This window comes from Microcoleus sp. w2-18bC1, from assembly GCF_036700365.1.
In the GTDB taxonomy this organism is placed as follows: Bacteria; Cyanobacteriota; Cyanobacteriia; order Cyanobacteriales; family Microcoleaceae; genus Microcoleus.
Genome location: NZ_JAUBOS010000007.1, coordinates 121,747 through 146,030, shown reverse-complemented (window position 1 = coordinate 146,030; position 24,284 = coordinate 121,747). Strand labels below are relative to the sequence as shown.

General features: G+C 45.5%; 25 protein-coding genes and 2 riboswitches. Of the genes, 18 read left to right on the top strand and 7 right to left on the bottom strand.

The genetic code is table 11. From position 1 onward, the window contains the following. Positions 1 to 15 precede the first annotated feature (15 nt). Together QT979_RS07240 and QT979_RS07235 are read left to right on the top strand one after the other, a co-directional pair. Positions 16 to 2,148 (top strand): pentapeptide repeat-containing protein, encoded by a 2,133-nt coding sequence (locus QT979_RS07240; RefSeq protein ID WP_333308941.1) that lies wholly within the window; start codon positions 16 to 18, stop codon positions 2,146 to 2,148. 57 nt (positions 2,149 to 2,205) lie between these two features. Further along, on the top strand, positions 2,206 to 2,538 hold the full coding sequence (locus tag QT979_RS07235; protein ID WP_333308939.1) for a DUF2834 domain-containing protein: 333 nt from the start codon (positions 2,206 to 2,208) through the stop codon (positions 2,536 to 2,538). A 439-nt stretch (positions 2,539 to 2,977) separates the two neighbouring features. Here QT979_RS07235 and QT979_RS07230 read toward each other — a convergent pair whose 3' ends face one another. The 3 genes from QT979_RS07230 to QT979_RS07220 form a co-directional block, all read right to left on the bottom strand. Further along, on the bottom strand, positions 2,978 to 4,552 hold the full coding sequence (locus QT979_RS07230; protein WP_333308937.1) for an FAD-dependent oxidoreductase: 1,575 nt from the start codon (positions 4,550 to 4,552) through the stop codon (positions 2,978 to 2,980). A gap of 9 nt (positions 4,553 to 4,561) precedes the next feature. Further along, complete coding sequence (locus tag QT979_RS07225) at positions 4,562 to 4,711, bottom strand: hypothetical protein (protein WP_333308935.1); 150 nt, start codon at positions 4,709 to 4,711, stop codon at positions 4,562 to 4,564. 89 nt (positions 4,712 to 4,800) lie between these two features. Then, positions 4,801 to 5,562 carry a Uma2 family endonuclease gene (locus QT979_RS07220; protein ID WP_333212804.1) on the bottom strand — a complete coding sequence of 254 codons (762 nt, stop codon included), beginning with the start codon at positions 5,560 to 5,562 and terminating at the stop codon, positions 4,801 to 4,803. Between the two features lie 174 nt (positions 5,563 to 5,736). Next, positions 5,737 to 5,883: riboswitch (cobalamin riboswitch) on the top strand. 61 nt (positions 5,884 to 5,944) lie between these two features. Between QT979_RS07220 and QT979_RS07215 the strand changes: the two genes are divergently transcribed. The 12 genes from QT979_RS07215 to QT979_RS07160 all read left to right on the top strand — a co-directional run bounded on the left by QT979_RS07215 (position 5,945) and on the right by QT979_RS07160 (position 18,483). Beyond that, the gene (locus QT979_RS07215; RefSeq protein WP_333308964.1) at positions 5,945 to 6,661 is read left to right on the top strand and encodes an energy-coupling factor ABC transporter permease; all 717 of its coding nucleotides are present in this window, start codon (positions 5,945 to 5,947) and stop codon (positions 6,659 to 6,661) included. A gap of 6 nt (positions 6,662 to 6,667) precedes the next feature. After that, complete coding sequence (locus tag QT979_RS07210) at positions 6,668 to 7,000, top strand: energy-coupling factor ABC transporter substrate-binding protein (RefSeq protein ID WP_333212802.1); 333 nt, start codon at positions 6,668 to 6,670, stop codon at positions 6,998 to 7,000. Continuing rightward, the gene (gene cbiQ / locus QT979_RS07205) at positions 6,997 to 7,797 is read left to right on the top strand and encodes a cobalt ECF transporter T component CbiQ (protein WP_333212800.1); all 801 of its coding nucleotides are present in this window, start codon (positions 6,997 to 6,999) and stop codon (positions 7,795 to 7,797) included. The genes QT979_RS07210 and cbiQ overlap by 4 nt, the downstream gene beginning before the upstream one ends. Positions 7,798 to 8,040: 243 nt before the next feature. Next, positions 8,041 to 9,111 (top strand): DUF2207 domain-containing protein, encoded by a 1,071-nt coding sequence (locus tag QT979_RS07200; protein WP_333308933.1) that lies wholly within the window; start codon positions 8,041 to 8,043, stop codon positions 9,109 to 9,111. 400 nt (positions 9,112 to 9,511) lie between these two features. After that, entirely contained in the window at positions 9,512 to 11,605 is a 2,094-nt protein-coding gene (locus QT979_RS07195) for an SPFH domain-containing protein (protein WP_333212797.1), read from the top strand. A 337-nt stretch (positions 11,606 to 11,942) separates the two neighbouring features. Next, positions 11,943 to 12,788, top strand: a complete 846-nt coding sequence (locus QT979_RS07190) for a M48 family metalloprotease (protein WP_333212795.1) — start codon at positions 11,943 to 11,945, stop codon at positions 12,786 to 12,788. A 105-nt stretch (positions 12,789 to 12,893) separates the two neighbouring features. Beyond that, positions 12,894 to 13,280, top strand: a complete 387-nt coding sequence (locus tag QT979_RS07185) for a DUF1523 family protein (protein ID WP_333308931.1) — start codon at positions 12,894 to 12,896, stop codon at positions 13,278 to 13,280. 283 nt (positions 13,281 to 13,563) lie between these two features. Continuing rightward, complete coding sequence (locus tag QT979_RS07180; RefSeq protein ID WP_333308929.1) at positions 13,564 to 15,012, top strand: ABC transporter substrate-binding protein; 1,449 nt, start codon at positions 13,564 to 13,566, stop codon at positions 15,010 to 15,012. A gap of 248 nt (positions 15,013 to 15,260) precedes the next feature. Next, positions 15,261 to 15,839 carry a Uma2 family endonuclease gene (locus tag QT979_RS07175; protein ID WP_333308927.1) on the top strand — a complete coding sequence of 193 codons (579 nt, stop codon included), beginning with the start codon at positions 15,261 to 15,263 and terminating at the stop codon, positions 15,837 to 15,839. A 38-nt stretch (positions 15,840 to 15,877) separates the two neighbouring features. Further along, positions 15,878 to 16,022, top strand: a riboswitch (cobalamin riboswitch). A 157-nt stretch (positions 16,023 to 16,179) separates the two neighbouring features. After that, complete coding sequence (locus QT979_RS07170) at positions 16,180 to 16,620, top strand: hypothetical protein (protein WP_333308925.1); 441 nt, start codon at positions 16,180 to 16,182, stop codon at positions 16,618 to 16,620. A gap of 19 nt (positions 16,621 to 16,639) precedes the next feature. Continuing rightward, positions 16,640 to 17,506 carry a methyltransferase domain-containing protein gene (locus QT979_RS07165; RefSeq protein ID WP_333212784.1) on the top strand — a complete coding sequence of 289 codons (867 nt, stop codon included), beginning with the start codon at positions 16,640 to 16,642 and terminating at the stop codon, positions 17,504 to 17,506. A gap of 128 nt (positions 17,507 to 17,634) precedes the next feature. Further along, on the top strand, positions 17,635 to 18,483 hold the full coding sequence (locus QT979_RS07160; protein ID WP_333212782.1) for an ABC transporter ATP-binding protein: 849 nt from the start codon (positions 17,635 to 17,637) through the stop codon (positions 18,481 to 18,483). Between the two features lie 3 nt (positions 18,484 to 18,486). Here QT979_RS07160 and QT979_RS07155 read toward each other — a convergent pair whose 3' ends face one another. From QT979_RS07155 to QT979_RS07145, 3 genes are all read right to left on the bottom strand, one after another. Then, positions 18,487 to 19,056 (bottom strand): dihydrofolate reductase family protein, encoded by a 570-nt coding sequence (locus QT979_RS07155; protein WP_333308922.1) that lies wholly within the window; start codon positions 19,054 to 19,056, stop codon positions 18,487 to 18,489. A 78-nt stretch (positions 19,057 to 19,134) separates the two neighbouring features. Beyond that, positions 19,135 to 19,311: a hypothetical protein gene (locus QT979_RS07150; protein WP_333216521.1), complete on the bottom strand. Its 177-nt coding sequence runs from the start codon at positions 19,309 to 19,311 to the stop codon at positions 19,135 to 19,137. Between the two features lie 306 nt (positions 19,312 to 19,617). Then, complete coding sequence (locus QT979_RS07145) at positions 19,618 to 20,316, bottom strand: diacylglycerol/polyprenol kinase family protein (protein WP_445304756.1); 699 nt, start codon at positions 20,314 to 20,316, stop codon at positions 19,618 to 19,620. A 170-nt stretch (positions 20,317 to 20,486) separates the two neighbouring features. Between QT979_RS07145 and QT979_RS07140 the strand changes: the two genes are divergently transcribed. The 4 genes from QT979_RS07140 to QT979_RS07125 are packed head-to-tail and all read left to right on the top strand — an operon-like array spanning position 20,487 to position 21,901. Beyond that, positions 20,487 to 20,678, top strand: coding sequence for a hypothetical protein (locus tag QT979_RS07140; protein ID WP_333144515.1), 192 nt, complete (start codon positions 20,487 to 20,489; stop codon positions 20,676 to 20,678). Further along, on the top strand, positions 20,671 to 21,015 hold the full coding sequence (locus tag QT979_RS07135; RefSeq protein WP_333308920.1) for a type II toxin-antitoxin system PemK/MazF family toxin: 345 nt from the start codon (positions 20,671 to 20,673) through the stop codon (positions 21,013 to 21,015). The genes QT979_RS07140 and QT979_RS07135 overlap by 8 nt, the downstream gene beginning before the upstream one ends. Before the next feature lie 44 nt (positions 21,016 to 21,059). Then, a complete protein-coding gene (locus QT979_RS07130; protein ID WP_333216526.1) occupies positions 21,060 to 21,341 on the top strand; it encodes an antibiotic biosynthesis monooxygenase in 282 nt (93 codons plus the stop codon). Positions 21,342 to 21,394: 53 nt separating this feature from the next. Beyond that, on the top strand, positions 21,395 to 21,901 hold the full coding sequence (locus tag QT979_RS07125; protein WP_333308918.1) for a DinB family protein: 507 nt from the start codon (positions 21,395 to 21,397) through the stop codon (positions 21,899 to 21,901). Positions 21,902 to 22,362: 461 nt separating this feature from the next. Here the strand turns inward: QT979_RS07125 and bicA are convergent, their stop codons facing one another. Then, the gene (gene bicA / locus QT979_RS07120; RefSeq protein WP_333308917.1) at positions 22,363 to 24,036 is read right to left on the bottom strand and encodes a bicarbonate transporter BicA; all 1,674 of its coding nucleotides are present in this window, start codon (positions 24,034 to 24,036) and stop codon (positions 22,363 to 22,365) included. Positions 24,037 to 24,284 lie beyond the last annotated feature (248 nt).

The following is a 24,284-nucleotide window of genomic DNA, read 5'->3' as shown; positions in this document are numbered from 1 at the left end:
TAGGAATTTCTAAATATGGCTAACCCCACCGCGCCCAGCGGCATCAATCAACCCGATCCGTCTTGGCAAACACAATCCAAGCAAATGCCACTGCTGGTTCGCAGGTGCGGCGCTTGGGCTGTGGAAATTTCGTTAATTGCGGCCAGCGCCCTCGTTCCCTTCAGTATCGGGGCATTAGTCAACAATGAATCTCAAACCGTGCCGCTCAATTCCTCCATAGCAGCAGCATCCGAAACCGTCGCCCGTACCTTGGGCATACCCGTGCGCGATCGCAGCCCCAGAGTCGCACCCCTAACTAATCTATTCTGGTCAGGGGCACTGCTGGCACCGGCAGTTTTAGCGGGGTGGCAACTGTTTTTGCTCGCCAGAACAGGTCAAACTCTCCCCAAACGCTGGTTCGGCGTCAAAGTTGTCACAGCGTCGGGTACTCCTCCGGGTTTTGGACCCGTGCTAATTCGCGAAAGTTTGGGGCGCTGGGGAGTGCCTCTGGGCGTCGCTTACGCCATTTGGCGCTTGAGCGGTGCGTTTCCTGATTTGCTGATTTTAGGGGGGCTGAGCGGCTTGGCAGTGCTCGCAGACGGCGCGGTTGCATGGCGTTACAAACGGCAAGCGGGACACGATCGCCTCGCGAATACTTTGGTGGTCAATGCTCGATCAAATCAACTGTCTGCCGATCCTGTCAAGAGTCCAGATTGGACGGAGGAAGACGCGCAGATTGCGGCTTTGGTGGTGACTCCACAAAGCGGCCTGAAAACAAATGCCAGTTTGTGGAATTGGATGCGCCAACACCCAGGCACAACTTTAGTGATAGTTACCGTCGGCAGCGCGGGATTGATTTTAACTTTGTTTGTCGGCACTCTCATCTACACTCAAAGTCAAGCAAATTTGCGGGATTCCCGGCAGCGGAACGACGAATTATTTGTAGCTTTAGTCAGCAAATTGTCTCCCACATCGGCTAGCGGGGCATCGGGCAGGCGATCGGCTATTTTGGCTTTGGGGGCCGTGGAAGACTCCCGCGCCGTACCCCTGCTAGCGGATTTGCTAGCTCAAGAAGACAACCGCGCCATGCTGGACGCGATCCAGCAAGCTTTAGTCAGTAGCGGGCCGAAAGCTTTGCCTGAGTTGCAACGGTTGAATCAAGCCCTGAGTAACGATCTCGATTCCCTGCGCTTTGGCGGCAAGGCCCCGGAACGCGAGTTAGCGGCCGCCCGCCAGCGAACAGTACAAAGGGCGATCGGCAAAATTCTCACAGTGTATAGCAGCCAGCTCAACGGCGCGGATCTCAGCCGCACCGATTTAGCTCAAAGTCCTGCCGGCCCGTCTCAGTTTACTTTAGTTTTAAACAAAGTTGACTTGTCGGGAATTAAGTTGAGAAATGCCAATTTAACCAATGCCAGCTTGCAGGGAGCTCGCTTTTACGGCACCGGCGAAGACAGGCGTCCGGGTACATTTGACGATTGGATTTCTGACTTGAGTGGCGCTAATCTGGAAGGAGTAAATTTGGTCGGGGCGTCTTTGAACAGTGCTGTAATGAACCGCACTACTTTTGTGCGTGCTGTCATGAACAAAGCTAATTTGTCAAGCGGCAATTTGAATTCAGCTAATTTCAGCAGTGCTATTTTAATTGGAGCAAATTTACAGGAAGCACTGTTAAAAAATGCAAGTTTTACCGGGGCAGATATAGGAAGCGCGAATTTGTCGCGAGCGGATTTGTCAGGCGCGCGTTTGGCAAAAGTGAAGGCTCAAGGTGCTCAGTTGTCCTTGACAAATTTGTCTAAATCGGAATGGCAAGGTGCTGATTTGTCCGGTGCTGATTTGAGCGGCGCCAACTTACAAAAGGCAGATTTGACTTCGACTAAACTCGCCAACGTGAATTTAAAAGATGCTCAGTTGCAAGATGCGAATTTTCGGAATGCGGAGGTGAGTTCGGTTGATTTTAGGGGCGCGAATTTAGCTAGAGCAGATTTTAAAGGCGCTGTGTTTCTGGGTAAGGCAGCTTCGGATCAATTTATTCAAAATCCGACTGGTAGTAAATCCGGTCGATTCCTAGGAGTTGATTTTGCGGAAGCTAAAAATTTAGATAAAACTCAAATTGCTTACATTTGTTTGCAGGGGGGGATTCATCCGAAGTGCCCGCAGAAGAAGTAAGGATTGGTTGTTAGCGAGTAGGGTAATACAGTCGCTCAAAGAACAGGTAGGGTAATTATGAGCGTTAAGCGAACCATTTATCTCATCTTAGCAATTTTGGGGCTGGTGCTGCCTTGGTACTATAACTTGCAGTTTTTTAGCAATGCTGGCTTGCTGGACTTTGTAAAGGAGAGTTCGGCTAATCTGGCTGCGAAATCGGTAAGTTTAGATTTGTTTATCGCAACTGTAGCAGGAAGCACTTGGATGTACGCTGAGTCAAAACGATTGGATATAAGTTTTGTAGGGCTGTATATACTTCTGGGTGTGCTTGTTTCGTTTTCCTGTGCTTTCCCGCTTTTCTTGTTTGTGCGGGAAACCAAGCTGGAAAAATCAAGCGAAGTCTCAAGTTGAAAAGTTGTTTCACCGGTTAGTGCCGCGCAGCACAATAATTCGGTGCAGGCGATCGAGCTATTATATAATTTCCGGTAAAATCACCGTTATAGGTTTGTAGTGACGACGGAAGTGCTCAGAATTTTATGCGGATTAAATTCCTCACTACAAACCAACGTGATTGTTGTCGATCGAAGGGACATAATATTAATAGCAATTTCACTCATTTCTTGCTAAAAAATTTTGGGGTGAGTTTCGTTCCACCTGCCCAACCTACTACTGAATTGTTTATTGAAGTTGCTATTAAATCGTTCCCGGTTGCATCGGTATTTGTTCCAATTTCCAAACAGTCCGTTATCCCGAAAGCATAATTTTAGTCAACAGCCAACAGCTAACAGTCAACAGTCAACAGTCAACAGTCAACAGCCAACAGTCATGAGGAGTGCAACCGGAATTTATATTACGCAATAGCATCCGAACTGGCAAGATTCTCAAATTGCGCCAATAGCATTGCCTCACCATTATTTGGAACTCCAAAAATTTTAGGTAACTGGCCTGTTTCAGCGAGAACTTGTCTCACTTCTCGATTAGATACATCAGCTAGATTCTTGTTATTTAGAATGGCATTAACCGCAGCGATACCCACACCTTGACCCACTGCTGCATTGAATTCCACAATTCTGCCGACAGAACAAGCAAACCCTTCAAATCCAGAACACGGACTGACCACTGCCAAGTTAGGAACGTTTTTAATTAATGCGTGGCGGATGCCAATATTCAAGATAGGCTGTTTAAAACTCAGACTTTTCAACCATCCTACGCTAGTTGCTTTGTCGCGAATACCCGGAATGCCTCCGCGGACATCAAAATGATAGCTAAATGTTGCCAGGGCTTCATTAGCAGGTACGCCACCTAACAGCATTTGTGTGCCAGTTAAAGGTTCTACAACTCCCGTCACATTGCCGGCGTGTCTGATATAAAGTTCTGAGGCATAAGTAACAGAAGTAGCCCCCAAACTCCTCAGCCAACTTGTAATAAATAACATCTCTCTTTGCATATTAGCCGTGGGTTTGCTCCCGCTTCTCGCTAAGGCTTCTGCTTCGCTGGCGGTGACTGCAAATAACAGCGCATTCCACGAAAGTCTATCATTGGGAAGTATTGCTATATTTCCCTCATCTAAAATTACGCCAGTTTCAGGAAAAGATAGTTTTATTCCTCTAAAGGAGTGGTAAGCTACAGACAGAGCCGGGGAGCGAACATCGATGTGATCGTTTCCCGCCCACAGAGTTTTGAGATTGCCTCTAGTGTCGGTCATTTCCAGGCGGAGTTCTCCTGCTAGTTTGGCATCCTTGGCGGCAGCGTGCAGCAAAAATTTTTGACCCTCTGAATCTGCCAGGTTTGTGAAGCGTTTTAGATAAATATAATCGAATTCTTTCAGTGCTCTTGCACTGAGTCCTTGAGTTTCAAAAACGAGGGTGACAGGAAGTTCTGAGTTAGGCAGACCAAATGTTTCAAATCCCTTCAGCTTTCTCACACCGGCAGCTTGAGCTAATTCGGCATTGACAGTGGCATCAATAAATTGCTTGCCGGCATAAACTAGGCCTTGAGAGGTGGTTATACTGACAATTTTTTGACCTTCTTTACTGACTGATTTAATTTCTACTTTGCTGAGGAGATCAGCCCCAGCTTTTACCAGCATTTCTTTCAGCGCTGCACTGGCTTTGCGGGGGTCGAGTGCAATTGCTTTAACGCCGGATTTTTGTAAGAATTCTTTATAGATTGTCGCTGGTGAACCAAAGGTATCTAACTTTAAAGATTGTTGAAGTTCTTCACTAATCTGACTTCTATCTAAATAAGCAAGACCGCCTCTTACCAAATGCCCGCCAATTCCTTCTTGCAAGCTTGCTTTCGACATCAGTAGAATTCGCGGATAACGCTTTGTTCGGCGAAGATATTCTCTGGAGGCAGAGATAACAGCTAGAACTCCTGGAACTTCATCACCAAAACAGATGATATCGTAAGAACGCAGATTCATGACCATTATTTAATAACCTCTGTTGATTTTCATGTTTTCGAGCTCGATCGCAATGTTTGCCGTCCAACTCTCTGTTTTTCCAAAATCTAGCTCGATATTTCCTGATTTTTGCGATAAATATTCACACATTCCTGGAGGCAGCAACCGGGTTTTTTCCAAAAAATCCTCGGTTGAGGACGATCGAACTCTGTTGAAAAACCCGGTTTCTGAGCGTCTAGAGTCGGTCAGTCTGGTACTCTTGATTGCCATCAGGTCAGATTATCAGGATCTATCCCCAACTCCCGCAATCGCTGAGCTAGTCGATCGGAACGTTGGGCCAATCGATCGGCGCGCTGCGATTCCTGTTGGGCGCGCTGCGATTCCTGTTGGGCGCGCTGCGATTCCTGTTGGGCGCGCTGGACTGATTCTTTCACCTGTTCTTCAGGAGTCAGATAACGTTTTCCATCGGCATCATACCAATACAACCACTCTCTTGTCACTCCAGAATAACTTCCCCTTTCACAACCAATTCCCAAACCAATTTCAGGCATCCAAACTGGATGTCCTGGCTGTAACTCGTACTTCCCATTGACTAACTTGTGTACTTCCAAATGAGGTTTACGACGGCGGCGGGAAGAATAAATGACGTAATAAAGTACGCCTAAAGCTTGATAAGTGTCTAATTTTGTGCTGTATTCCTTGCGATAAGTTGGGGAAACAACTTCTAGGACGAAAAGTGGCATGACATTTTCATCCCACAGCACGTAACTAGGACGCAATTCTTCGTCGTAAAATCGTTCTACTCCTAAACTTAAGAAAGCATCTGGGACAATGGGCGGTTCGTCAGGGTGATGATAAATACCCATATCTATGCCAAAAAACCAGTCCATGCGTTCTGCCCAAAGTATGAGCAATATTGCTTTTAACAACCCTGGTATTAGTTCTTGTAGTTCGTTATCCACAGGCGTTTCATCTGAGTCTGGTAGTTCATCGGCTGAGGGCCAGTGCCTCGGAAATTTGTAATCTAACATGGCGGCTTTCCTCAAAACTCACTAATATTATACCGTTGATTTGTTTGGCAATAGTATTTATTGAACGAACCGCGAAGACGCCAAGGAAGAGAAGAGAAGATGATAGGTAATTTTGACTTATTTAATCTGAATGAATTTTTGTAAAAGATTTGCTGAGACTTACGCGATCGACTAAACTATGTCTAACCAGTCGGTTCTAATGGGGAGCAGCCGTTAGAGGAAACGGGGAAAGTTCGGTGCAAGTCCGGCGCTGTCCCGCAACTGTAATGAGAGTCTTGTCGCTTTCTAAGTCAGGATGCCCGCCGATGTGTTAATTTACATAGTCTCATCTGCGAGGTTCAGCGTGAAGGCCAGAAATCGGAAATTGGTCAGCTTGGGATTGATGGCTGGCTTGAGTTGTTATATTGTCTTGGGTTCAGCAACGCCCGCCGCAGCTATGCACATTTCGGAAGGTTTTTTGCCGGTGCAATGGGCTGCATTTTGGTGGATGGTGGCGTTGCCTTTTTTTGCAGTAGGTTTGCGATCGATTACTCGTATTACAAAAGAACACCCCGAACTTAAACTATTGTTGGCTTTGGCGGGTGCGTTTACTTTTGTGCTTTCTGCTTTAAAAATTCCCTCGGTAACGGGCAGTTGTTCTCACCCAACGGGTACCGGTTTGGGTGCAATTTTGTTCGGCCCTTCGGTGATGGCGGTACTGGGGGCTTTAGTTCTGCTTTTTCAAACGTTACTGTTAGCGCATGGTGGCTTGACAACGCTGGGAGCGAATATGTTTTCGATGGCGATTGTCGGCCCTTTTGCTGCGTATTTTATCTATCAATTGCTGTTGCGAACTGGTAGCCAGCGGGCGGCAATTTTTTGTGCTGCGGCTTTGGCAGATTTACTGACTTATGTGACGACTTCGATTCAATTAGCATTAGCTTTCCCAGCAGCTAGTGGCGGTTTTATGGCTTCGTTTCTCAAGTTTGCTGGCATCTTTGCTATCACTCAAGTACCTCTGGCTATCAGTGAGGGATTGCTGACTCTATTGGTCTGGAACTGGCTGCATTCTTACGGGAAGCCGGAGTTAGAAACTTTGAAATTATTGAGACAGGAGTGAGGCGCCGTGAGTCAAAAAACTACAAAAAATCACCAATCTACTTCGCGACAAAATTGGCTTTTGGCTGGCGCTGTGATTGTTCTGGCAGCGTTTCCTCTCGTTTTTGTGCGGGGTGAATATGGCGGTGCCGATGACCAAGCTAAGAAAGCAATCACCGAAATTAAACCGGGTTATAAACCTTGGTTCAATCACTTGTTTGAACCCGCTAGCAGCGAAATTTCAAGTCTATTGTTTGCGTCTCAAGCGGCGATCGGGGCTGGCGTAGTTGGGTACGTCATTGGGTTGTATAAAGGCCGATCGCAATCTCGGCAGCAGTCTGATCATAAATCGTCGGAATGAACCATCAGATTGATAGTCTGGCTTATACAAATCGCTTGCGGGGGTTGCCGCCATCTCACAAGTTATCCTTTGCGATCGCCCTTTTAATTCTGTCTCTAGTTTCTGGGGCGATGGTCCAATTGTCGATCAGCCTTTGGTTGGCAGTCTGGATCGTCGTCTATGCGGGTATTCCGGGGAAACTGTATTTGCGGTTGCTGTCGCTACCGTTGATGTTTTTGCTGACAAGTTTGCCTGCTTTGGCTATGGGTGCGGTTGCGGGCGATCGTATCCCTGCAATTGGGTGGGATATTTGGCAAGGTTGGGGGATTAGCGTCGGCACTTTTTATCTGTATGTGAGCCGCACTGGAATATACCAAGTGAGCTTGCTATTTGCCCGCGCCTTCGCATCCACAAGTTGTATGTATTTCATCCTCTTGACGGTTCCCTTTACCGAAATCTTGCAGATTCTTAGACAACTACGCTGTCCAGAGTTAGTCACAGAACTGCTATTACTAATGTATCGGTTTATTTTTAGCTTATTGGCGATCGCCGATGAACTTTGGATAGCACAAAACTCGCGCTGTGGCTACCGCACTTGGAAGCGGGGAATGCAGAGTTTAAGCATTTTAATCGGGCAATTGCTTCAGCGAACTTTGGAAAACTACCGTCAAGTTTCCTTGAGTTTAGCCTCGCGAGGCTTTAATGGAGAACTGCGCGTTTGGAATTCTTACCCTTACAAGCCTTCGCGAAGATATATATTTGAAGCTTTGTTTGGGTGTACAGTTTTAACTTGGTTAAACGTGCTATTACAACATTAAACTACTCGTTCCCAGGCTCTGCCTGGTAATGCAGAACCGGAGGCTCTGCCTCCAATTTCCCTTTCGCCACGTGAGGTAGAGCCTCTGGAAATTGGTTCCCAGGCAGAGCTTAGGAACCAGTCAAATTCCCTGCCGCCGGACTTAATATATGACTTTTATGAACATAATTAATGAATTTAATGAATTGACTTCAAAAGAAACCTGTTGAATTATTGTAGTCAACACTTATCTTGTGGAAATCCTATGATAAATCAACGACTCATCAAAAAAATAGTTTTTTTGTTAATGGCTTCATTAAGCCTCTTGTTGGTAACAGTGACTCATGCAGCCGCCCAACAACTACCCTTCTACTGGGATAACATCAACGTCATCATCGACGTTCAGACCAACGGAGATATGTTAGTTACCGAAACGCAAAAATATGTATTCACAGCAGACTACACCAATGAACGATATCGCTATATTCCTTTAGATAAAGTCGATGAAATTAAAGATGTGACCGTTACCGAAAATAATCAAAAAATCGCCAGTACGACCGGGATTGAAAACAATCAACTTTGGATTCGCTGGCAACATCAATTAAAAGCGCCAGAATCACATACTTTTGTTATAAAATATCGAGTAGTAGGTGGATTGCAGCTAGATGGTCAGGATACTCAAGTTTATTGGAAAGCCATTTCATCAGGTCGCAAAGCCCCAATTAATGCCGCAAAAGTTAGAGTAAAATTACCAGAAACTTTGTCAGGTAAAGTTCTGTTTTTTAGGAATTTTGGTACGCCAGCTATTCCTCGCAAAGTAGATGCTAAAACATTTGAGTTTGTGGCAAGTCAGCCTGTTCAACCGCTGCAAGAATTAGAAGTGCAGATTGCATTTCCCCAGCAAATTCTCAATGTACCTCAACCTCGCTGGCAACAAGCTGGCAATCAATCTCAATCTTCTTCGGAAGAACAAGTCTTTTTTGACTCTGAGCCTTTTGAATTTTTATTTATGTGCCTTCTTTGGGTGTCTGTTCCTATTTTAGTGATTTTATTAATGACCACAAATGAAATCAAGAATCGAAGCTGCCCTGAGTGCCAAACACTCAAACTCAAACGGACTTATAAAGTTTTGTTTAAGCCTACATATACCCGTGCAGGAAAGCAGGAAGTTACCTGCAAATGTCGAAACTGCTCTTACCATCACAAGTATGAAGTAGTAATGCCAATCTTGAGCAATGACAGTGATGGCGGTGGCGGTGGTGGTGGCGGTGGTGGCGGTGGTGGCGGTGGTGGCGGTGGTGGCGGTGGTGGCGGTGGTGGCGGTGGTGGTGGTTAATATCAACGGGGCTTACGCATCACAAGCAAAGAAACCGGGTTTTTACCGAATCTGCGGGTTATAACCAAGTATTCTCGCCAAAAACCCGGTTTCTGACTACCCGCGCGACCAGGACTATTGTTGATAATTTTCGTATTCTCGTTAGTTTAGCGGGCAGGAATTGAATAAGGGCGATCGCACTTTCTTACAGATTGTACGATCGCTTGTAAATATTGGATGGAAATTCTAGTCACTCATTTTGAGATGAACCAATCGCACTTCCTGCCCAATCATATTCCAAATATGACTTTTATGAACATAATTAATGAATTTAATGAATTGACGTTCAAAGAAATCTATTGAATAGTAATTGTAGTTAACAACTTTTCAGTACATTTGAGCTTAAAACAGGTTAAAAACTATGACTAAATTACGTTGGCTTCCCAAACTTCTACCCCTAGCAGTATCTTTCGCAACCGCGATCGCAGCAGCATCCGCTTTTGCCCCACCAACTTCCGCTCAAACCAATCCGCCGCCGCCAGCCCAGGAAGTTCAACCAGCCCAAGCAGAAGGATTTAGCATTCCGATTTGGATCTATCCCGTAGGAGCAATGTTCCTAGTTTTCATCTTTATACCCAAGATTGGCTGGACTTTGGGATTAATTGCGATCGGCGAACGAGAAGTGGGAATTGTTACTAAGAAATTCTCCCGCAAAAATTTGCCCTCCAATAGATTAATTGCTCTCGATGGCGAAGGAGGTTTGCAAGCAGATACCCTTCCTCCCGGCTGGCATTTTGGTTATTTTCCCTGGCAATATAGCATTCGCAAAGAACCAGTTGTTGTCGTTCCTCAAGATGAAATTGGTTTAATTATTGCCAATGACGGAGCCACCATTCCTTCCGATCGCATTTTAGGCAAAGTCGTCGATTGCGACAATTTTCAAAATGCCCGCAAATTCCTCACCGACGGTGGAGAAAAAGGACGGCAACTAGCCATCATCACCACTGGTACTTATCGGATCAATACGGCTGTATTTGAGGTGATTACTTCAGCTAATGCCGCTGCAAAGGGTATGGAACCTGCGGAACTTCAACTATACAAACTTGCTCCCGATCGCGTGGGAATTGCGAACGTGCTAGACGGGATTCCGATTGATGAAGGTGAAATTGCCGGGCCGATAATTCCCGGTCACGACAATTTCCAAAAAGCGCAATCTTTCATCAAAGGTGGCGGGCGCAGGGGCTTGCAAGAACAGGTGATTTTATCGGGTTCTTGGAATTTGAATCCTTGGTTTGTGCAAGTTGAACAGGTAAAAATGACCGAAGTGCCGATCGGCTATGTAGGTGTAGTAATTTCCTATGTAGGAAAATCGCAGCAAGACGTAAGCGGTGTGGCTTTTACCCACGGCAATCTTGTTAATAAAGGCGATAAAGGTGTGTGGATCGAACCGCTTTATCCAGGCAAACATCCGATCAATACAAAAGTGATGAAAGTAGAACTTGTTCCTACTACCGATGTTGTTTTAAACTTCACATCGCGGTTCAGCGGAGAACACGGCTACGACTCCAAGTTAAGTGCTTTGAAATTGCTTTCTTTTGACGGATTTACGTTTGAGTTAGAAGTTTTTCAAATCATTCATGTCGGTACTTTGGATGCACCGAGAGTGATTTCGCGGCAAGGTTCGATGCAGAATCTGATCGACCAAGTGCTGCGTCCAATTGTGGGCAATTATTTTCGCAATTCCTCTCAAGAATATACAATACTCGATTTCCTGATCGCGCGCAGCCAGCGCCAAGCAGAGGCGGCAGAACACGTTCGTCAAGCCCTGCGGGCCTACGACGTGCAAGCTGTGGACACGCTGATCGGTTTGATTTCGCCACCACCAGAGTTGATGCAAACATTGACCGATCGCAAAATTGCTCAAGAACAAGAAAAAACTTACGACGTACAGCGCATTTCAGAGTCGCAGCGTCAAGAATTGGTGCGCGCAACTGCGATCGCCAACATTCAAAATCAGGTGGTGGCGGCAGAACAAGGGGTGAAAATTGCCCAACTGAGTGCAACTGCTGCGATCGAACACGCAAGCGGTGAAGCAGAAGGAATTCGGCTGATGGGACAAGCAAAAGCGGATGCTTATCAAGTTGGTGTCAACGCTTTGGGTACGCAAAGTTACACGCTGCTGCAATTGATGCAAGCGGTTTCGGATGGTAGCGTTCGCGTTGTTCCCGATGTCACAGTCAATGGTAATGGCGGTAGTGGGGGTTTGTTGGACGGTTTGATGGCAATGTTGCTGCGGAACGAAAACAGTAAAAATGGAGAAAATGGAGCACAATCACCTGTAATTAATGTCAAAAAATCTAAGTCTGTTGTTGTGGAACCTGTGGCCGAATCACCAGTAGTAAATGTGCATTCGCTGGAGTCGCCGGAGTCTCCTAATCATTCACCAGTTGCTCAGTCTGTGGCTGTTGCTGAGATTGATATTGATTCGGCGTTTGGTGAATTGTTAGATATTTGAGCTGAGTGCAATTTGTAGAGAGGACGACTGTCCTCTCTGAAAGCTTTTTGTCAATAAGGACTCTTTGTCCTTTGACTGCGTAAGTCCTATATTTGCTTTTCTCGATATTGCAACAAATTTTCAAAATATGACTTTTATGAACTCGAAGTTCATGAGTTTTATGAAATAAATTAATGAATTATATGAATTGACTTTCACCGGTTGTTTGATTATGTTAACATTATTCACTTAAAAATGAGTAAATATCAAATCACGAAACAGACATTAAACACGCTATTTCTGCGATAAGTCGGGTATTTTGGGAGTTAAAAAAGTAGAAAACTTAGGAGTATCTGAGATGCTGAATCAAATTAAAACAGTTGCTTTGTTAGCTCTGCTGAGCGCTCTGTTAACTACCATTAGCTATGGAGTAATCGGCGGTACAGGTGGTGCGATTATAGGTATTGTCTTGACCGCTGCGATGAATTTCAGTGTGTGGTATTACTCAGATAAAATTGCGCTAGCAACTTACGGTGCTCGACCTGTAACTGCTAGCCGATCGCCGAAAATTTACAGCATGGTGGAAAGACTCTGCCAACGCGCGGGTTTGCCCGTGCCAGCAGTGTACGCGATCGCGACTCCGGCTGCCAATGCTTTTGCGACTGGTCGCGACCCGGAACACGCAGCGATCGCTTTTACTGATGGCATTCTGAATCTGCTGTCAGACGACGAACTCGAAGGGGTGATCGCGCACGAACTCAGCCACATCCAGAAGCGCGACACCCTGACGCAAGCGGTAGCAGCTACGGTTGCAGGTGCAATTTCGCTGTTAGCGCGGATGGCTAGCAATGCTATGTGGTTTGGAGTGGGAGGAGATGATCGCAGCGATCGCAATCCTTTCGGGTTGATTTTAACTGTCATCTTGGCTCCCATTGCTGCTACAGCAATTCAGTTAGCAATTTCGCGCACGCGGGAATTTTCTGCCGATACAAGTGCAGCAAAATTAACTGGAAACCCGCGCGCTTTAGCTAATGCTTTGCAACGCTTAGAAACCAGCGCACGACAAATACCAATTCAAAGCAATCCCGCTTTTGCACCGCTGTTAATTGTAAATTTTTCGGGTGGAGATTGGTATAGAAGTCTATTTTCTACTCACCCTTCCACACAGGCGCGAATTAAAAATTTGTTGAAGTTAGAACAATAATTGCCAAATTTTGAAGGGGACGTTCTGGAGAATATCATTGACTGACAGCACAAATTCAAGCTTGTCATGCAATCAAATCTCATTTTGAATTTATGAGGGTATTTTATGAACCGCAACAATTCTTTTCAACGCAGTAACACTAGAGCAAATTTTCTGTCTAATTTGTTTTTTCACAACTCATTGTTAATGTGGGTTGTTGTCTGCAACCTTCCTGTGGCAGTGTTAAACTACACCAACGTGCAAGAACAAGAGGTTCAAGTGATTGATTTGGAAAGTCTGCGCTCCGGCGAGTCCAGCGAACTCCGACTAATTCACACCAACTCCGGCGTGTTTAGGAATTCAGACACGTTTTGGTGGTTCAAATTCAACAGTTCCGACGTTCAAAGTAAGCTCATTCAAGCAAAACAATCTGGTAAAAAAGTGCGGATCAAAACTGTTGGTACCCGCATCCCTTTGTTTTCCCAATATCCGAATATATTGGAAATTTATTGAACTGTTCGGATTGTCTGGTAACACTCATTTTCAACCCGACATACTAACTACTGACTGTTTCAGAAATTTAGGTTCAGATTGTCCCGCCTCTAAATTTTACAGCTAACGCGCGATGAAACTCTTGTGGGCTGGGCATCCTGCCCGCCCTAAAAATAAAAATATGACTTTTATGAACTTAATTAGTGAATTTAATGAATTGACTTTAACAAAAATATCTTGAATACTGATTGTTGTTAACAGCTTTTCTGTAGAGTCTGTATAAATTATATCAGGAGAAAAAGTTATGTCCCAAGAGACTAACCAAAGAAAAAGCCCCCCGCCCATCTTTTTTATTGTTGCTCTCGGCTTAATTGCGTTTGGCGGGTACAAGTTCCTTCCCGGTTTATTGGCATCCAAAAGTTCAGATATATCTACTTCTACTTTTACACCTACATCTGGTGCAAGCCCATCGGGTGCGAGTCCATCGGGAACGATCGCACCCGGAACGATCGCCAATCGTATCAGTTTAGGAAATCAGATATTGGTGACATCCCAAACCACACCAGATAAACAAGCAGGCGTTGAAGCTTTTAAGAACGGAGATTACTCAATTGCGATTCAGAATTTTCAGGCTTCGCTGAAACAAAATCGCAACGACCCGGAAACCATTATCTATTTGAATAATGCCACAGCCAGCAATAGTTCTGCCGTAAAAATTGCTGTCAGCGTCCCCATTGGTAGCAACCCCAATGTCGCGCAAGAAATCCTCCGAGGTGTCGCCCAAGCTCAGGATGAAGTCAATAATAGCGGTGGCATCAACGGTGCAAAACTGCAAGTAGAAATTGTCAACGATGACAACAGTCCAGAGGTGGTCAGAGATGTTGCAAAAGCATTAACAAACGATGCAAGTATACTAGCAGTAATTGGACACAATGCTAGTAACGCATCTCTCGAAGCTGCTCCGATATATCAGCAAGAAAAACTGGTAATGGTGACACCGACGAGCTTTGCCAATAATCTATCAGGATTTGGTAGCTACATCTTTCGGACAGTACCCAATATTAGCGTCATGGCTGCTCCCCTAGCAGAATATGCAGTCAAAACAGCAGGCAAAACTAATATTGCTATTTGTTACGACTCCCAAGCACCGGATAATATATCATTTAAAGATGAATTTGTGGCAGCTCTTACTGCTGCTGGCGGCAAATTAGTTCCCACTGTTTGCGACTTTTCAATACCCTCTTTTAATCCCAACATTGCGATCGCCGATGCTGTCAGCAAAGGAGCACAAGGATTGATGGTAGCCCCCCACGTCGATCGCATTGACCGTGCCATCTCTCTGGCACGCATCAATCAAGGCAAATTGCCACTCTACGGCAGCACAACAATGTACACCTTTCAAAGTTTAAAAGATGGGCAAAAGGACGTTGACGGGCTTGTTTTGCCTGTTCCATGGCATCCTGAAACTAATCCCGGTAGCACTTTTCCACAAAATGCCAGCCGCCGTTGGGGAGGAGTAGTAAATTGGCGAACCGCAATGAGTTTTGATGCGACTCAAACTGTCATCGCAGGCTTGCGGCAAAGCAATACGCGGGAAGGGTTGCAACAAGCACTCAGAAATCCGAGTTTTTCGACACCGGGAGCAAGCGAAGAAGTGATGTTTTTGCCCACGGGCGATCGGGCTGGTAAGCCGATTTTAGTGCAAGTTAAACAAGGAGGAAGCACTGGCTATAACTTTGTCCCGCTGCGGTAAGTGGGTTAAGTGCGATCGCACGGGCGGGCTCTTCGGCCCAACCCCTACTCCCCACAACAAAATTCAATCTTTGTGGAACAGGCATCTTGCCTGTTCCTGATGCCAAACTCACGCCCCACAAAAAAATTCCCTCTTTGTGGAACAGGCATCTTGCCTGTTTCTTAGCATGATTAAATTCTCCTTTTATGTTGAATTTGCATAATTTTTAAGATAAACTGAAATGAGTAGATTAAAGGAGAGCGTTGTGTATGATCGCGCAAGTTGAAACCAAAACCTACACCGCTGAGGAATATCTAGAATTAGAAATCAATTCTCTGGATCGGCATGAATTTATCAATGGGGAGATTGTTCTGATGGCTGGCGGCACACCGGATCACAATGAAATTACCACTAATTTAGTTGTTGCGCTGAAACTGGCGTTAAAAGGGAAACCCTATCGGACTTTTAGTTCGGATCAGCGGCTTTGGGTTCCGCAGCTTAATAATTATACTTACCCGGATGTGATGGTGGTAGCGCGCCCGATCGAGTTGCAATCTGGACGGACGGATACAATTACCAATCCGCTGCTAATTGCTGAGGTGCTGTCTAAAGGTACCAAAGCTTATGACCGCGATGAAAAGTTTGCTGCTTATCGCAGTATTCCTAGTTTTCAGGAGTATTTATTAATCGACCAATCTCGGCTACAGGTCGAGCAATATTCTAAAACTGATGCGAATAAGTGGATATTTTCGGAATATAGCTGTATGGGCGATCGGCTGAGTTTAACATCTGTTGCTGTGGAAATTTCGCTTGCCGATTTGTATGAAAATATTGAGTTTGGTGAATAGGCGGACGGTTTTTTGTCAAATGTTCCAAATAGTGGTAATATCCCCGTAGATCGATCGGCTCTGATGAAAAACACACATCAGACGCAAGGGGGAAAGTTCGGTGCGAATCCGGCGCTGTCCCGCAACTGTAATGAGATCATTGCATCTCTGAGTCAGGATGCCCGCCGATTTGTTTACAATCATGTTTTTCATCTGCGAGGTATGGATGATGGTGAGTTTATTATTTTTTTTATTATTGGATTGGGGTTTTTTAACCGCAGATATAAGCAGATGAACACAGATGAACGCTGATGTAATTGGATCTGTGTTCTGAAGCGTATATTATTTTAATGGAAAACAAATGCGAATTGAAGATAGTGTTTGGCAGGGTAGCTTTGGCTACTGGCAAAACTTGTTTATTCACCAAAATATTTTGCCGATCGGGCATACTGCTTGGAATGGTTTTTTGCATCGAGGACGAGGCTTGGTTGCTTGCAAAATCAATACTCCCATTAATGGCGCGGTGGATTGGAGCGTAGATACTATAAAGTACGATTTGCAATTTATTTCCGACTTGGAGGCAACCGTTTATTTACAGCAACTAGAAATAGAGGAAAATACTGTTTCCAATCTGCTGCAAATCATTGCTAGTTATGAACCCAAGGAAGCAATTATTTTTTTGTCGCTCGCCAGCGGTCACATTGATATCAATTTGTTGCAAAAGTTGGCAATTTCTCCTGTTGAGTGCTATGAACAAGTATGCAAGCGCTGGGAAGAATTTCAACTCTGCCCTAAATCCTAAAACTTACTAAATTTTCCGAATGCCGCAGCCAAAATCAATCGAAATTTCCAAAGTAACTCGCTACCAAAATGCAGCGCTTAATTACTATTTGGGTCTGACAGATTCGCCCTACCTTCACTACGGCTATTGGGAAACCCTACCTGTGCCCGCTGACGAACTAACGATCGCACGATTGCGCCTCGCTCAGCAAGCTTATACTGTAAAACTGTTAGATGCTATTCCCAACGGCACTCATACGATACTGGATGTGGGCTGCGGGATTGGTGGCAATGCGGCTTATTTGCTTGATCGAGGTTTTGCAGTGGAAGGGCTCGCACCCGATCCATTCCAACAACAGCGCTTTCTTAAGTGTACGGGCGATCGGGCAATCTTCCACCTCACGAGGTTTGAAGACTTCAAAGCAACCCATTTCTACGATCTTATTCTCTTTAGCGAAAGTAGCCAGTATATGTCGGCTGTTGATATTGCTAACGGTGCCGCCAAAATCCTCAATCAGGGTGGTTACGTTTTGCTGGCTGATATGCTGCGATCTGATGCTAATTATAAAGAGGGAATGTTCTCTAATTGTCATGTGGTTACGGAACTTCATGCAGCATTAAAGCAGGCTGGATTCACTTTAGTAAAAACTGAGGATATTTCCGCTCATATTTTGCCAACAATCGATTTGTATGTCGATACTTTCCGCAGATATGGACTGAATACAATGATCTATGTTGCAGATTTAATTGCGATAACAGTTCCACCCCTCCACAAATTCCTGCGCTGGATATTTCGTCGCTGGTTCAAGAAGCTGGTGGTTGAAGGATTGGAGGCGGGTCAACTTTTTGAGCAGCATCTCTGTTATGAAATTCAACTTTGGCAGTTGTCAAAATCTGATGAAGGGTGACACAAATACAATGGAGATTGGTCTCGGTAATCGGTAATCGGTAATCGGTAATTGGAGGCACAGCCTCCGGGTATTTATTCCCAGGCAGAGCCTGGGAACAAGGCTATAAAAAATAAAAAATAACGAATATGTCTGAATGGATTCTCGAATTCGATCGCACTTCCTACTCCTATCCCTGCGGTTCGCGAGTGGCAATTCAGGGTTTAAATCTAAAAGTCCCCGCTGGCAAACGGTGTGGGCTGATCGGTCAAAATGGCTGTGGCAAAACCACCTTTTTTCTGTTAGCAAATGGCTTGTATCAACCGCAACAGGGAATCATTAGCTGGCAAGGTGAACCCTTTCGCTACGATCGCAAATCTTTGATGCAACTGCGCCAACAAATCGGACTCGTCTTTCAAAATCCCGAACATCAATTAGTAGCTTCGACGGTAGAAGAAGATATTTCCTATGGATTGTACAATTTAGGCTTAAGAGAATCCGAAATTGCTCAACAGGTGCAGCAAGCGATCGAGCAATTCGATCTAAGCGAACTCGCCCGCGAACCTATTCACAATCTCAGTTTGGGCCAGAAAAAGCGGGTTTCCATCGCCGATATCATGGTTCTGGAGCCGAAACTGCTGCTGCTAGATGAACCTACCGCCTATCTCGATCCGCGTCACACCCGACAACTGATCGGTTTACTTCAACAAATTCACAGCGCTGGAACTACTATCCTTTTAGCAAGTCACGACCTCGATTTCATCTACCGCTGGGCTGATTGGGTGTTTGTAATGGATCGAGGAAAATTGATTTTAGAAGGAACACCGGAAACCGTTTTTGCTCAGCGGGATGTCTTGGAACAATTGCAGCTTGGTGTACCACTGGCGATCGAGCTAATGGAGCAAATAAAGGCGATCGTTGAGAGAGATGGTAGCTCAAAAGTCTTTACTTTTGAGCAGTGGCAACAACAGATTTTACAAGCGCGTCGGCTGCTTTAAAGATTAAGCAGTTGTGTCATCCGCCCGCACAGGAACTTCATAGCGCAACTCCGCAAAGGCTTCTCCATGAACCTTCGCGGATAAAAGTCTTAGCGGGGGTGTTGTGATCGTGCGCGGTAGCAACGGTGCTCCGCTACCAAGTGTCACCGATGCAATTGACACAATTACCTCATCAAGCAACCCACGATCGTAAAATTGACCGACCAGATCGCCACCTCCTACAAGCCAAATATTCTTATTTCCTGCCGCCGCGATCATCTCTTGATGGACAGGTAAGACATCCCCTTGCACAAATCGAATATCTGCACCCTCGATCGCAGGCATAGTCCGAGAGGTAAATACCCAAGCCGGTTGTTCATAAGGCCATGCTTGGGGACGATCGGCACCTTCATCCATCTGATGGGTCAGAATCCATTCATAAGTAGTTGCTCCCATTGCTACTGCCCCTACTTCGCGGATGAAATTAGGATAGCTGTCTCCCGCCTCGCCGAACTGAAACAACCAATCGAGAGAGTTGTGTGAATCAGCAATAAAACCATCTAAGCTGGCGGAGGTGTAATATTGAGTTTTCATTAAAAATAACCTCTAAAATGCCTTTACGGATTAAAAGACAAAACGCATTCTATTGTAGAGCGTTCAAGCGTGCCTTGTCTATAATTTAAAAAAGTGAAAGATAGCGATCGCACTCTTCACCTTATTTGGTGAGGAGATGAACGAGTGACGAGGTGCGATCGTCACCCTAATGGCTAGCAGCTTGGTGTATTGGTGGCGATCGAGCTTATGGAGCAAATCAGGGCGATGTTTCCCCCAGACTAAGCTGTTGTGCATCTAATTTGACAGTCAATTTTTCTACAATTATTGTGGAACGGGCATCCTTCCCGTCTCTGGATTCAATTTAAATGCGTAGCAGCTTATCTCTCAAAAATCCCCGCTTTCGAGCAATGGCAACAATAAATTTTACAAGCACCTCGGTTGCTTTAACGAGACTTAGATAATTGATAATTGGCGTTGCTGATTCACGGGATGAATCACCTTTGAGCGGCAGTTACAAAACTTACCCTCAAGCGGGTTTATAGCAATTGAGAAATCTTGAATTCATACCTCTATTCAGGAACGCCTGGGGGTAAGTTCAGATTACACATTACCAATTAAAAATTGATTTAGGAAAAAAGCGAGCGCCCCACTGCCAATCGGCACAGTGAGATTGTCAATTCCCAGCTTGGAAACCGACTCCAAAGTAGCAGCAACTAAAGCTACGACAGCCGACACAGCCCAAGTTTGCCAAATATTGCCTTGAACCGCCAGCAAAATCAAACTACTAATAGCAAAACTCACCAAATACATAGTTGCAGAACCTTCCCAACTCTTCTGAATTCCCCAAACTCGATAAATATGTTTGCCGTATTTCTGCCCGATGACAGCAGCCAATCCGTCGCCCCAAGTCATGACTAAAATGCCCAAAGCAGCGTATTCCTGACGTTGCAGCGGCCAAAACCAAGCCACGAGAACGCTGATACTAACAGCATAGAAAAAAGTCCCCCAACTCTTGCGGTTGATACTGTTAAGACTCGGCAAAATCGGAACTTGGTAAGAAATTAGGGCGATCGCGCCTGCTAAAACCCCCGCCGAAATCCCCACCCAACCGGGTATTTCCAGCCACCACGCTAGCAAAATCACATTTCCAGTACCGATGTGAACAACCTTCCGCGATACCTCAGCATCGACAGAAGTAAAGCGATTTAACCCCTCAGCTACCAATAAAATCAAGCCCAGCCAGACTCCCACGAGGGAAATTTGCAGCCACACAGTCGGAATTTCAGAAAATATAGACACGATATTTAGGAAAAACTTAGATCGGGCACTGTTTACTACTTTAGTGGAAAGCGCGATCAATGTTAGAACCCCGCAGCCTTAAAGTGCTGCGGGGAGCCGGCTGTTATGTTTTTTGAGGTTGGTCTACTTAAAACCTGTGCTATGCTATAAGCAAGTCTAGGAAAAAAGCTATGACTATTTTAGTAGAAGAACTTTTGAATACCTTTGAGCGATTAACAGACTCAGAGCGGTTAGATTTGGTATTGGAAATTTTGAAACGGACTGTTTATTTAGACTTTCCGCCCCTATCTGATGACGATTTAGTTCTAAATGCTGAGGGACTTTTCCTAGAGCTAGATGAGGAAGAATCCGTATATGAATAGTCCAGAGCGTGGTGAAATCTGGTTAGTCGATCTCGGTTATACTGCGAAAGTCAGACCATGTTTGGTCGTGAGTATTCCTGCTCTAAATCAAGACCGGGCCTTAGCCACTCTAGTGCCACATACAACAAGTCTACGCGGTTCAAGATTTGAGGTGAAAGTCAAAAATAAGTTCCTCCGAGAAGGAGTATTTGACGTACAAAATATGATTACAATTCCTCATGCAAAGCTTCTACGCAAATTGGGAATTCTGACATCCGAGAAAATGCTCGAAGTAGAAAAGGTAATACTTTTGTGGTTGGGATTTAAAGAGGAAAATGCTGAGGAAGAGGAGGAGTAAACCGAACCATTGAAGTTTTGAAATTATCCGAGAAGCTGATTACTATGCAGTATGTCTTAATTATTCATGAAGTAGAAAATTATGAAGCTTGGAAACAGGTATTCGATCGGGCTGAAAGCATCCGAAAAGAAGCTGGCGAGCGCTCCTATCAGGTCTTGAAGTATGACAATGAACCCAACAAAATCGTTCATTTCTCCGCGTGGACATCAACAACAGATGCCAGAGCGTTCTTTGAGTCGCCTGCACTGGTTAAAATTAGAGAGGAAGCGGGAGTTAAAGCTCCTGAATTTATTTATCTAGACCAATTAGAGTCAGGAGTCTTGTGAAAGACATATTTGTATAATGTAAGTTGTTCAAACTAGGTGGTGAAGTTTTGAGTATGTACGACGGTAGCTACTACCAGCTAATGGCCGAGTACAATTGCTGGATGAACCAAAATATATATTCTGTCTGCTCGGCAATTCCTGATGAACAGCGCAAACAGGATATGGGTGCTTTTTTCAAATCGATTCATGGCACTCTGAATCACTTACTGTATGGTGACAAAGCATGGATGGGGCGTTTCACTCTTAACCCATTTTCGGGTACCGTTATCGGGCAAGAACTGTATGCTGAATTTGAGGTTTTGAGAGCCGAACGGGAGACAATGGATCGGCAAATTATAGAATGGTCTAGACACCTTAATTCTGACTGGTTGAGTCAACCCTTTGAGTACACAAGCAATGTAGATAATAAATGCCGCGTGCTACCGACGTGGGTTTTGGTGACACATATGTTCAATCATCAAACTCACCATAGAGGGCAAATTACCACACTACTCAAACAACTTGGCTACGACCCAGGCATTACAGATATTCCGTGGCTACCCGCTATATCAATCGGATAATTTCTGGTTGTAAAGCGACACGCCAGAAGACTCGGCGGTTAAAACCTCGTCTAAACTTGCCTCTGATCCCACCAGAGGGGACTGACGAAAATCAAGAATTGATATCAATTCCGGTTGCACTCAGACCTGATTGTTGACCGAAAGCATCCAGGATACAAGCCCCCGGATTCATCCGTCCAGAAATAAAAAACGTGTATCCGATAAACAAACCCCCGAATTTATCCGTGGGGTCAAGGCTTCAATCTAAAATCTAAAATCTAAAATCTAAAATCTAAAATCGATTGACTGTTGGCTGTTGGCTGTTGACTAAAATTATGCTTTCGGGACAACTGACTGTTTCGACATTTGAACAATACTGATGCAACCGGAAACGATATGAAAGGGGCGATCGAGCCATAAAAATAGCAGGAGAAACTGGCACTCCTGCTAAACCACTACTATTTTGGCGAATTCGCGCCTTGTTACACCGGCACTCCCAAGGGAATACCTTTGTTGTCCACCACAGCGACGGCTTGTCGCAAGGCTGCGGTACGATCGCTCAGGAAATGCTCTGGCGCGATCAGATCCAACAATCCCAACTTCTGCAAGCGCTGCTGAATTTTCGTGCTCGCACCGACAATGTAAACCTGCAAACCCTTATCACAGGCATCGCGGATCGCATTTTCGATCGCCAGCGAAGCCGTCACCCCCAGCATCGGCACAGCACTCAAATCCATCACCAAAGCATCCGCATCCTTCATAGCATTGTGTTCGCGGGAAATCGCCTTCGACAACCCAAAAATCATCGGGCCGCTCAAGCAGAACAGCAACACGCGCCCCTTACCCTGATCCAAGAGTTGCTTCTCCTCCTGACTGAGGAGAACCTCATCATCCGTATCGGAAATTAGCTTCACTCCTGCAGACTGCAAACTACTCAACCGTTCGATAGTCAGGATATTGGCAATAAAGACGCCCACACCCACCGCCACAATCAGATCCACAAACACAGTCAAAAACAGCACCCCGTACATGATCAGGGAACCCTTAACAGATACTTTGTGCGATCTTTTCAGGAAACTCCAGTCAAGGATATCAATCCCCACCTTCAGCGCAATCCCCGCCAACACCGCCATCGGAATCGGTTCAGTTAACTTCGCCGCCCCCAAAACCACCACCAGCAACACCAACGCCCGAGTTAAACCCGACAACGCCGAAGTCGCGCCTGTTTGGATATTGACCACAGTTCCCATCGTTGCCCCGGCGCCCGGTAAGCCACCGCAGATCCCCGACACGATATTGCCAATTCCTTGACCGATCAACTCCTTATCGGACTTGTGCTCGGTCCGCGTCAGACTGTCCGCCACCACCGCTGTCAGCAAGGTATCGATACAGCCCAGCATCCCCAGCATCACCGCATCCACAAACATCACCGTGATTTGACCGGGGGAAAAAGTCGGCAATTGCAAGGGGGGCAGTCCCACCGGAATTGACCCAATCCGGCGAATATCGGTGCCCTGAAACACAGTCATGGAAATTACCGTGCCGACAATCAGCGCTATCAATTGCGGGGGCACAATTTTCTTCAGCTTTTTGGGCATCAGGAAAATAATTGCCACCGTCAAGGCACCGAGAATTGCTTCCGGCGGATTTACGTTGGCCAGCAACTGCGGAATTGCCATAAAAGTGCCCAAAACACCGCCCTTGGGAGGGGCTTGACCCAGAAACGGTGCAATTTGCAGAATGATCAAAATCACGCCAATTCCCGACATAAAGCCGGAAATCACGCTGTAGGGCATCAGGGTGATGTATTTCCCTAGCTTGAAAATACCAAAGATGATTTGAAACAGCCCCGCCAGCATCACAACGGTAAATGCCATTGCTAGCCCTTGTTCGGGATTGCTGGCGGTAAGGGATGCGACGATCGCAGTCATCACCACAGTCATCGGCCCGGTGGGTTCAGAAATCAGTGTTGGGGTGCCACCAAACAGCGCCGCAAAGAAGCCAACGCAAATGGCACCGTACAGTCCCCCGATCGGCCCGACTCCCGAAGCGACCCCGAAGGCGAGGGCAAGGGGCAGCGAGACGATGGCAGCCGTGACACCGCCGAAGATGTCGCCCTTGAGATTATTAAAACGAATCTGATTAGTTATTGACATGAGTGGTGCATTAATAAACTAGACAGAATTTAACAATGCTGACTTTGATTCCTTAACCCCAGTGTCAGGGCAAAAGTTTTTCCTAATCCCCTGACAGATAGCACAAGCAGGGCAGACCCAAGGAAAGGTCTGTAGTCGTGCCCGATCGATGTCAAACTCGTAAATACTTAATTTTTCAGTATTTCTTAATTTCTTAATTTAATGTAAAACGTGTCATATCGAATTTTTATTTTTTGCAAACTCTCGGA

What these genes read in the sequence shown, in the direction of transcription:
- QT979_RS07240 (WP_333308941.1), top strand. Translation starts at nt 16, where the DNA reads ATGGCTAACCCCACCGCGCCCAGCGGCATCAATCAACCCGATCCGTCT.
- QT979_RS07235 (WP_333308939.1), top strand. Translation starts at nt 2,206, where the DNA reads ATGAGCGTTAAGCGAACCATTTATCTCATCTTAGCAATTTTGGGGCTG.
- QT979_RS07230 (WP_333308937.1), bottom strand. Translation starts at nt 4,552, where the DNA reads ATGAATCTGCGTTCTTACGATATCATCTGTTTTGGTGATGAAGTTCCA.
- QT979_RS07220 (WP_333212804.1), bottom strand. Translation starts at nt 5,562, where the DNA reads ATGTTAGATTACAAATTTCCGAGGCACTGGCCCTCAGCCGATGAACTA.
- QT979_RS07215 (WP_333308964.1), top strand. Translation starts at nt 5,945, where the DNA reads ATGGCTGGCTTGAGTTGTTATATTGTCTTGGGTTCAGCAACGCCCGCC.
- cbiQ (WP_333212800.1), top strand. Translation starts at nt 6,997, where the DNA reads ATGAACCATCAGATTGATAGTCTGGCTTATACAAATCGCTTGCGGGGG.
- QT979_RS07200 (WP_333308933.1), top strand. Translation starts at nt 8,041, where the DNA reads ATGATAAATCAACGACTCATCAAAAAAATAGTTTTTTTGTTAATGGCT.
- QT979_RS07195 (WP_333212797.1), top strand. Translation starts at nt 9,512, where the DNA reads ATGACTAAATTACGTTGGCTTCCCAAACTTCTACCCCTAGCAGTATCT.
- QT979_RS07190 (WP_333212795.1), top strand. Translation starts at nt 11,943, where the DNA reads ATGCTGAATCAAATTAAAACAGTTGCTTTGTTAGCTCTGCTGAGCGCT.
- QT979_RS07185 (WP_333308931.1), top strand. Translation starts at nt 12,894, where the DNA reads ATGAACCGCAACAATTCTTTTCAACGCAGTAACACTAGAGCAAATTTT.
- QT979_RS07180 (WP_333308929.1), top strand. Translation starts at nt 13,564, where the DNA reads ATGTCCCAAGAGACTAACCAAAGAAAAAGCCCCCCGCCCATCTTTTTT.
- QT979_RS07175 (WP_333308927.1), top strand. Translation starts at nt 15,261, where the DNA reads ATGATCGCGCAAGTTGAAACCAAAACCTACACCGCTGAGGAATATCTA.
- QT979_RS07170 (WP_333308925.1), top strand. Translation starts at nt 16,180, where the DNA reads ATGCGAATTGAAGATAGTGTTTGGCAGGGTAGCTTTGGCTACTGGCAA.
- QT979_RS07165 (WP_333212784.1), top strand. Translation starts at nt 16,640, where the DNA reads ATGCCGCAGCCAAAATCAATCGAAATTTCCAAAGTAACTCGCTACCAA.
- QT979_RS07160 (WP_333212782.1), top strand. Translation starts at nt 17,635, where the DNA reads ATGTCTGAATGGATTCTCGAATTCGATCGCACTTCCTACTCCTATCCC.
- QT979_RS07155 (WP_333308922.1), bottom strand. Translation starts at nt 19,056, where the DNA reads ATGAAAACTCAATATTACACCTCCGCCAGCTTAGATGGTTTTATTGCT.
- QT979_RS07150 (WP_333216521.1), bottom strand. Translation starts at nt 19,311, where the DNA reads ATGCACAACAGCTTAGTCTGGGGGAAACATCGCCCTGATTTGCTCCAT.
- QT979_RS07140 (WP_333144515.1), top strand. Translation starts at nt 20,487, where the DNA reads ATGACTATTTTAGTAGAAGAACTTTTGAATACCTTTGAGCGATTAACA.
- QT979_RS07135 (WP_333308920.1), top strand. Translation starts at nt 20,671, where the DNA reads ATGAATAGTCCAGAGCGTGGTGAAATCTGGTTAGTCGATCTCGGTTAT.
- QT979_RS07130 (WP_333216526.1), top strand. Translation starts at nt 21,060, where the DNA reads ATGCAGTATGTCTTAATTATTCATGAAGTAGAAAATTATGAAGCTTGG.
- QT979_RS07125 (WP_333308918.1), top strand. Translation starts at nt 21,395, where the DNA reads ATGTACGACGGTAGCTACTACCAGCTAATGGCCGAGTACAATTGCTGG.
- bicA (WP_333308917.1), bottom strand. Translation starts at nt 24,036, where the DNA reads ATGTCAATAACTAATCAGATTCGTTTTAATAATCTCAAGGGCGACATC.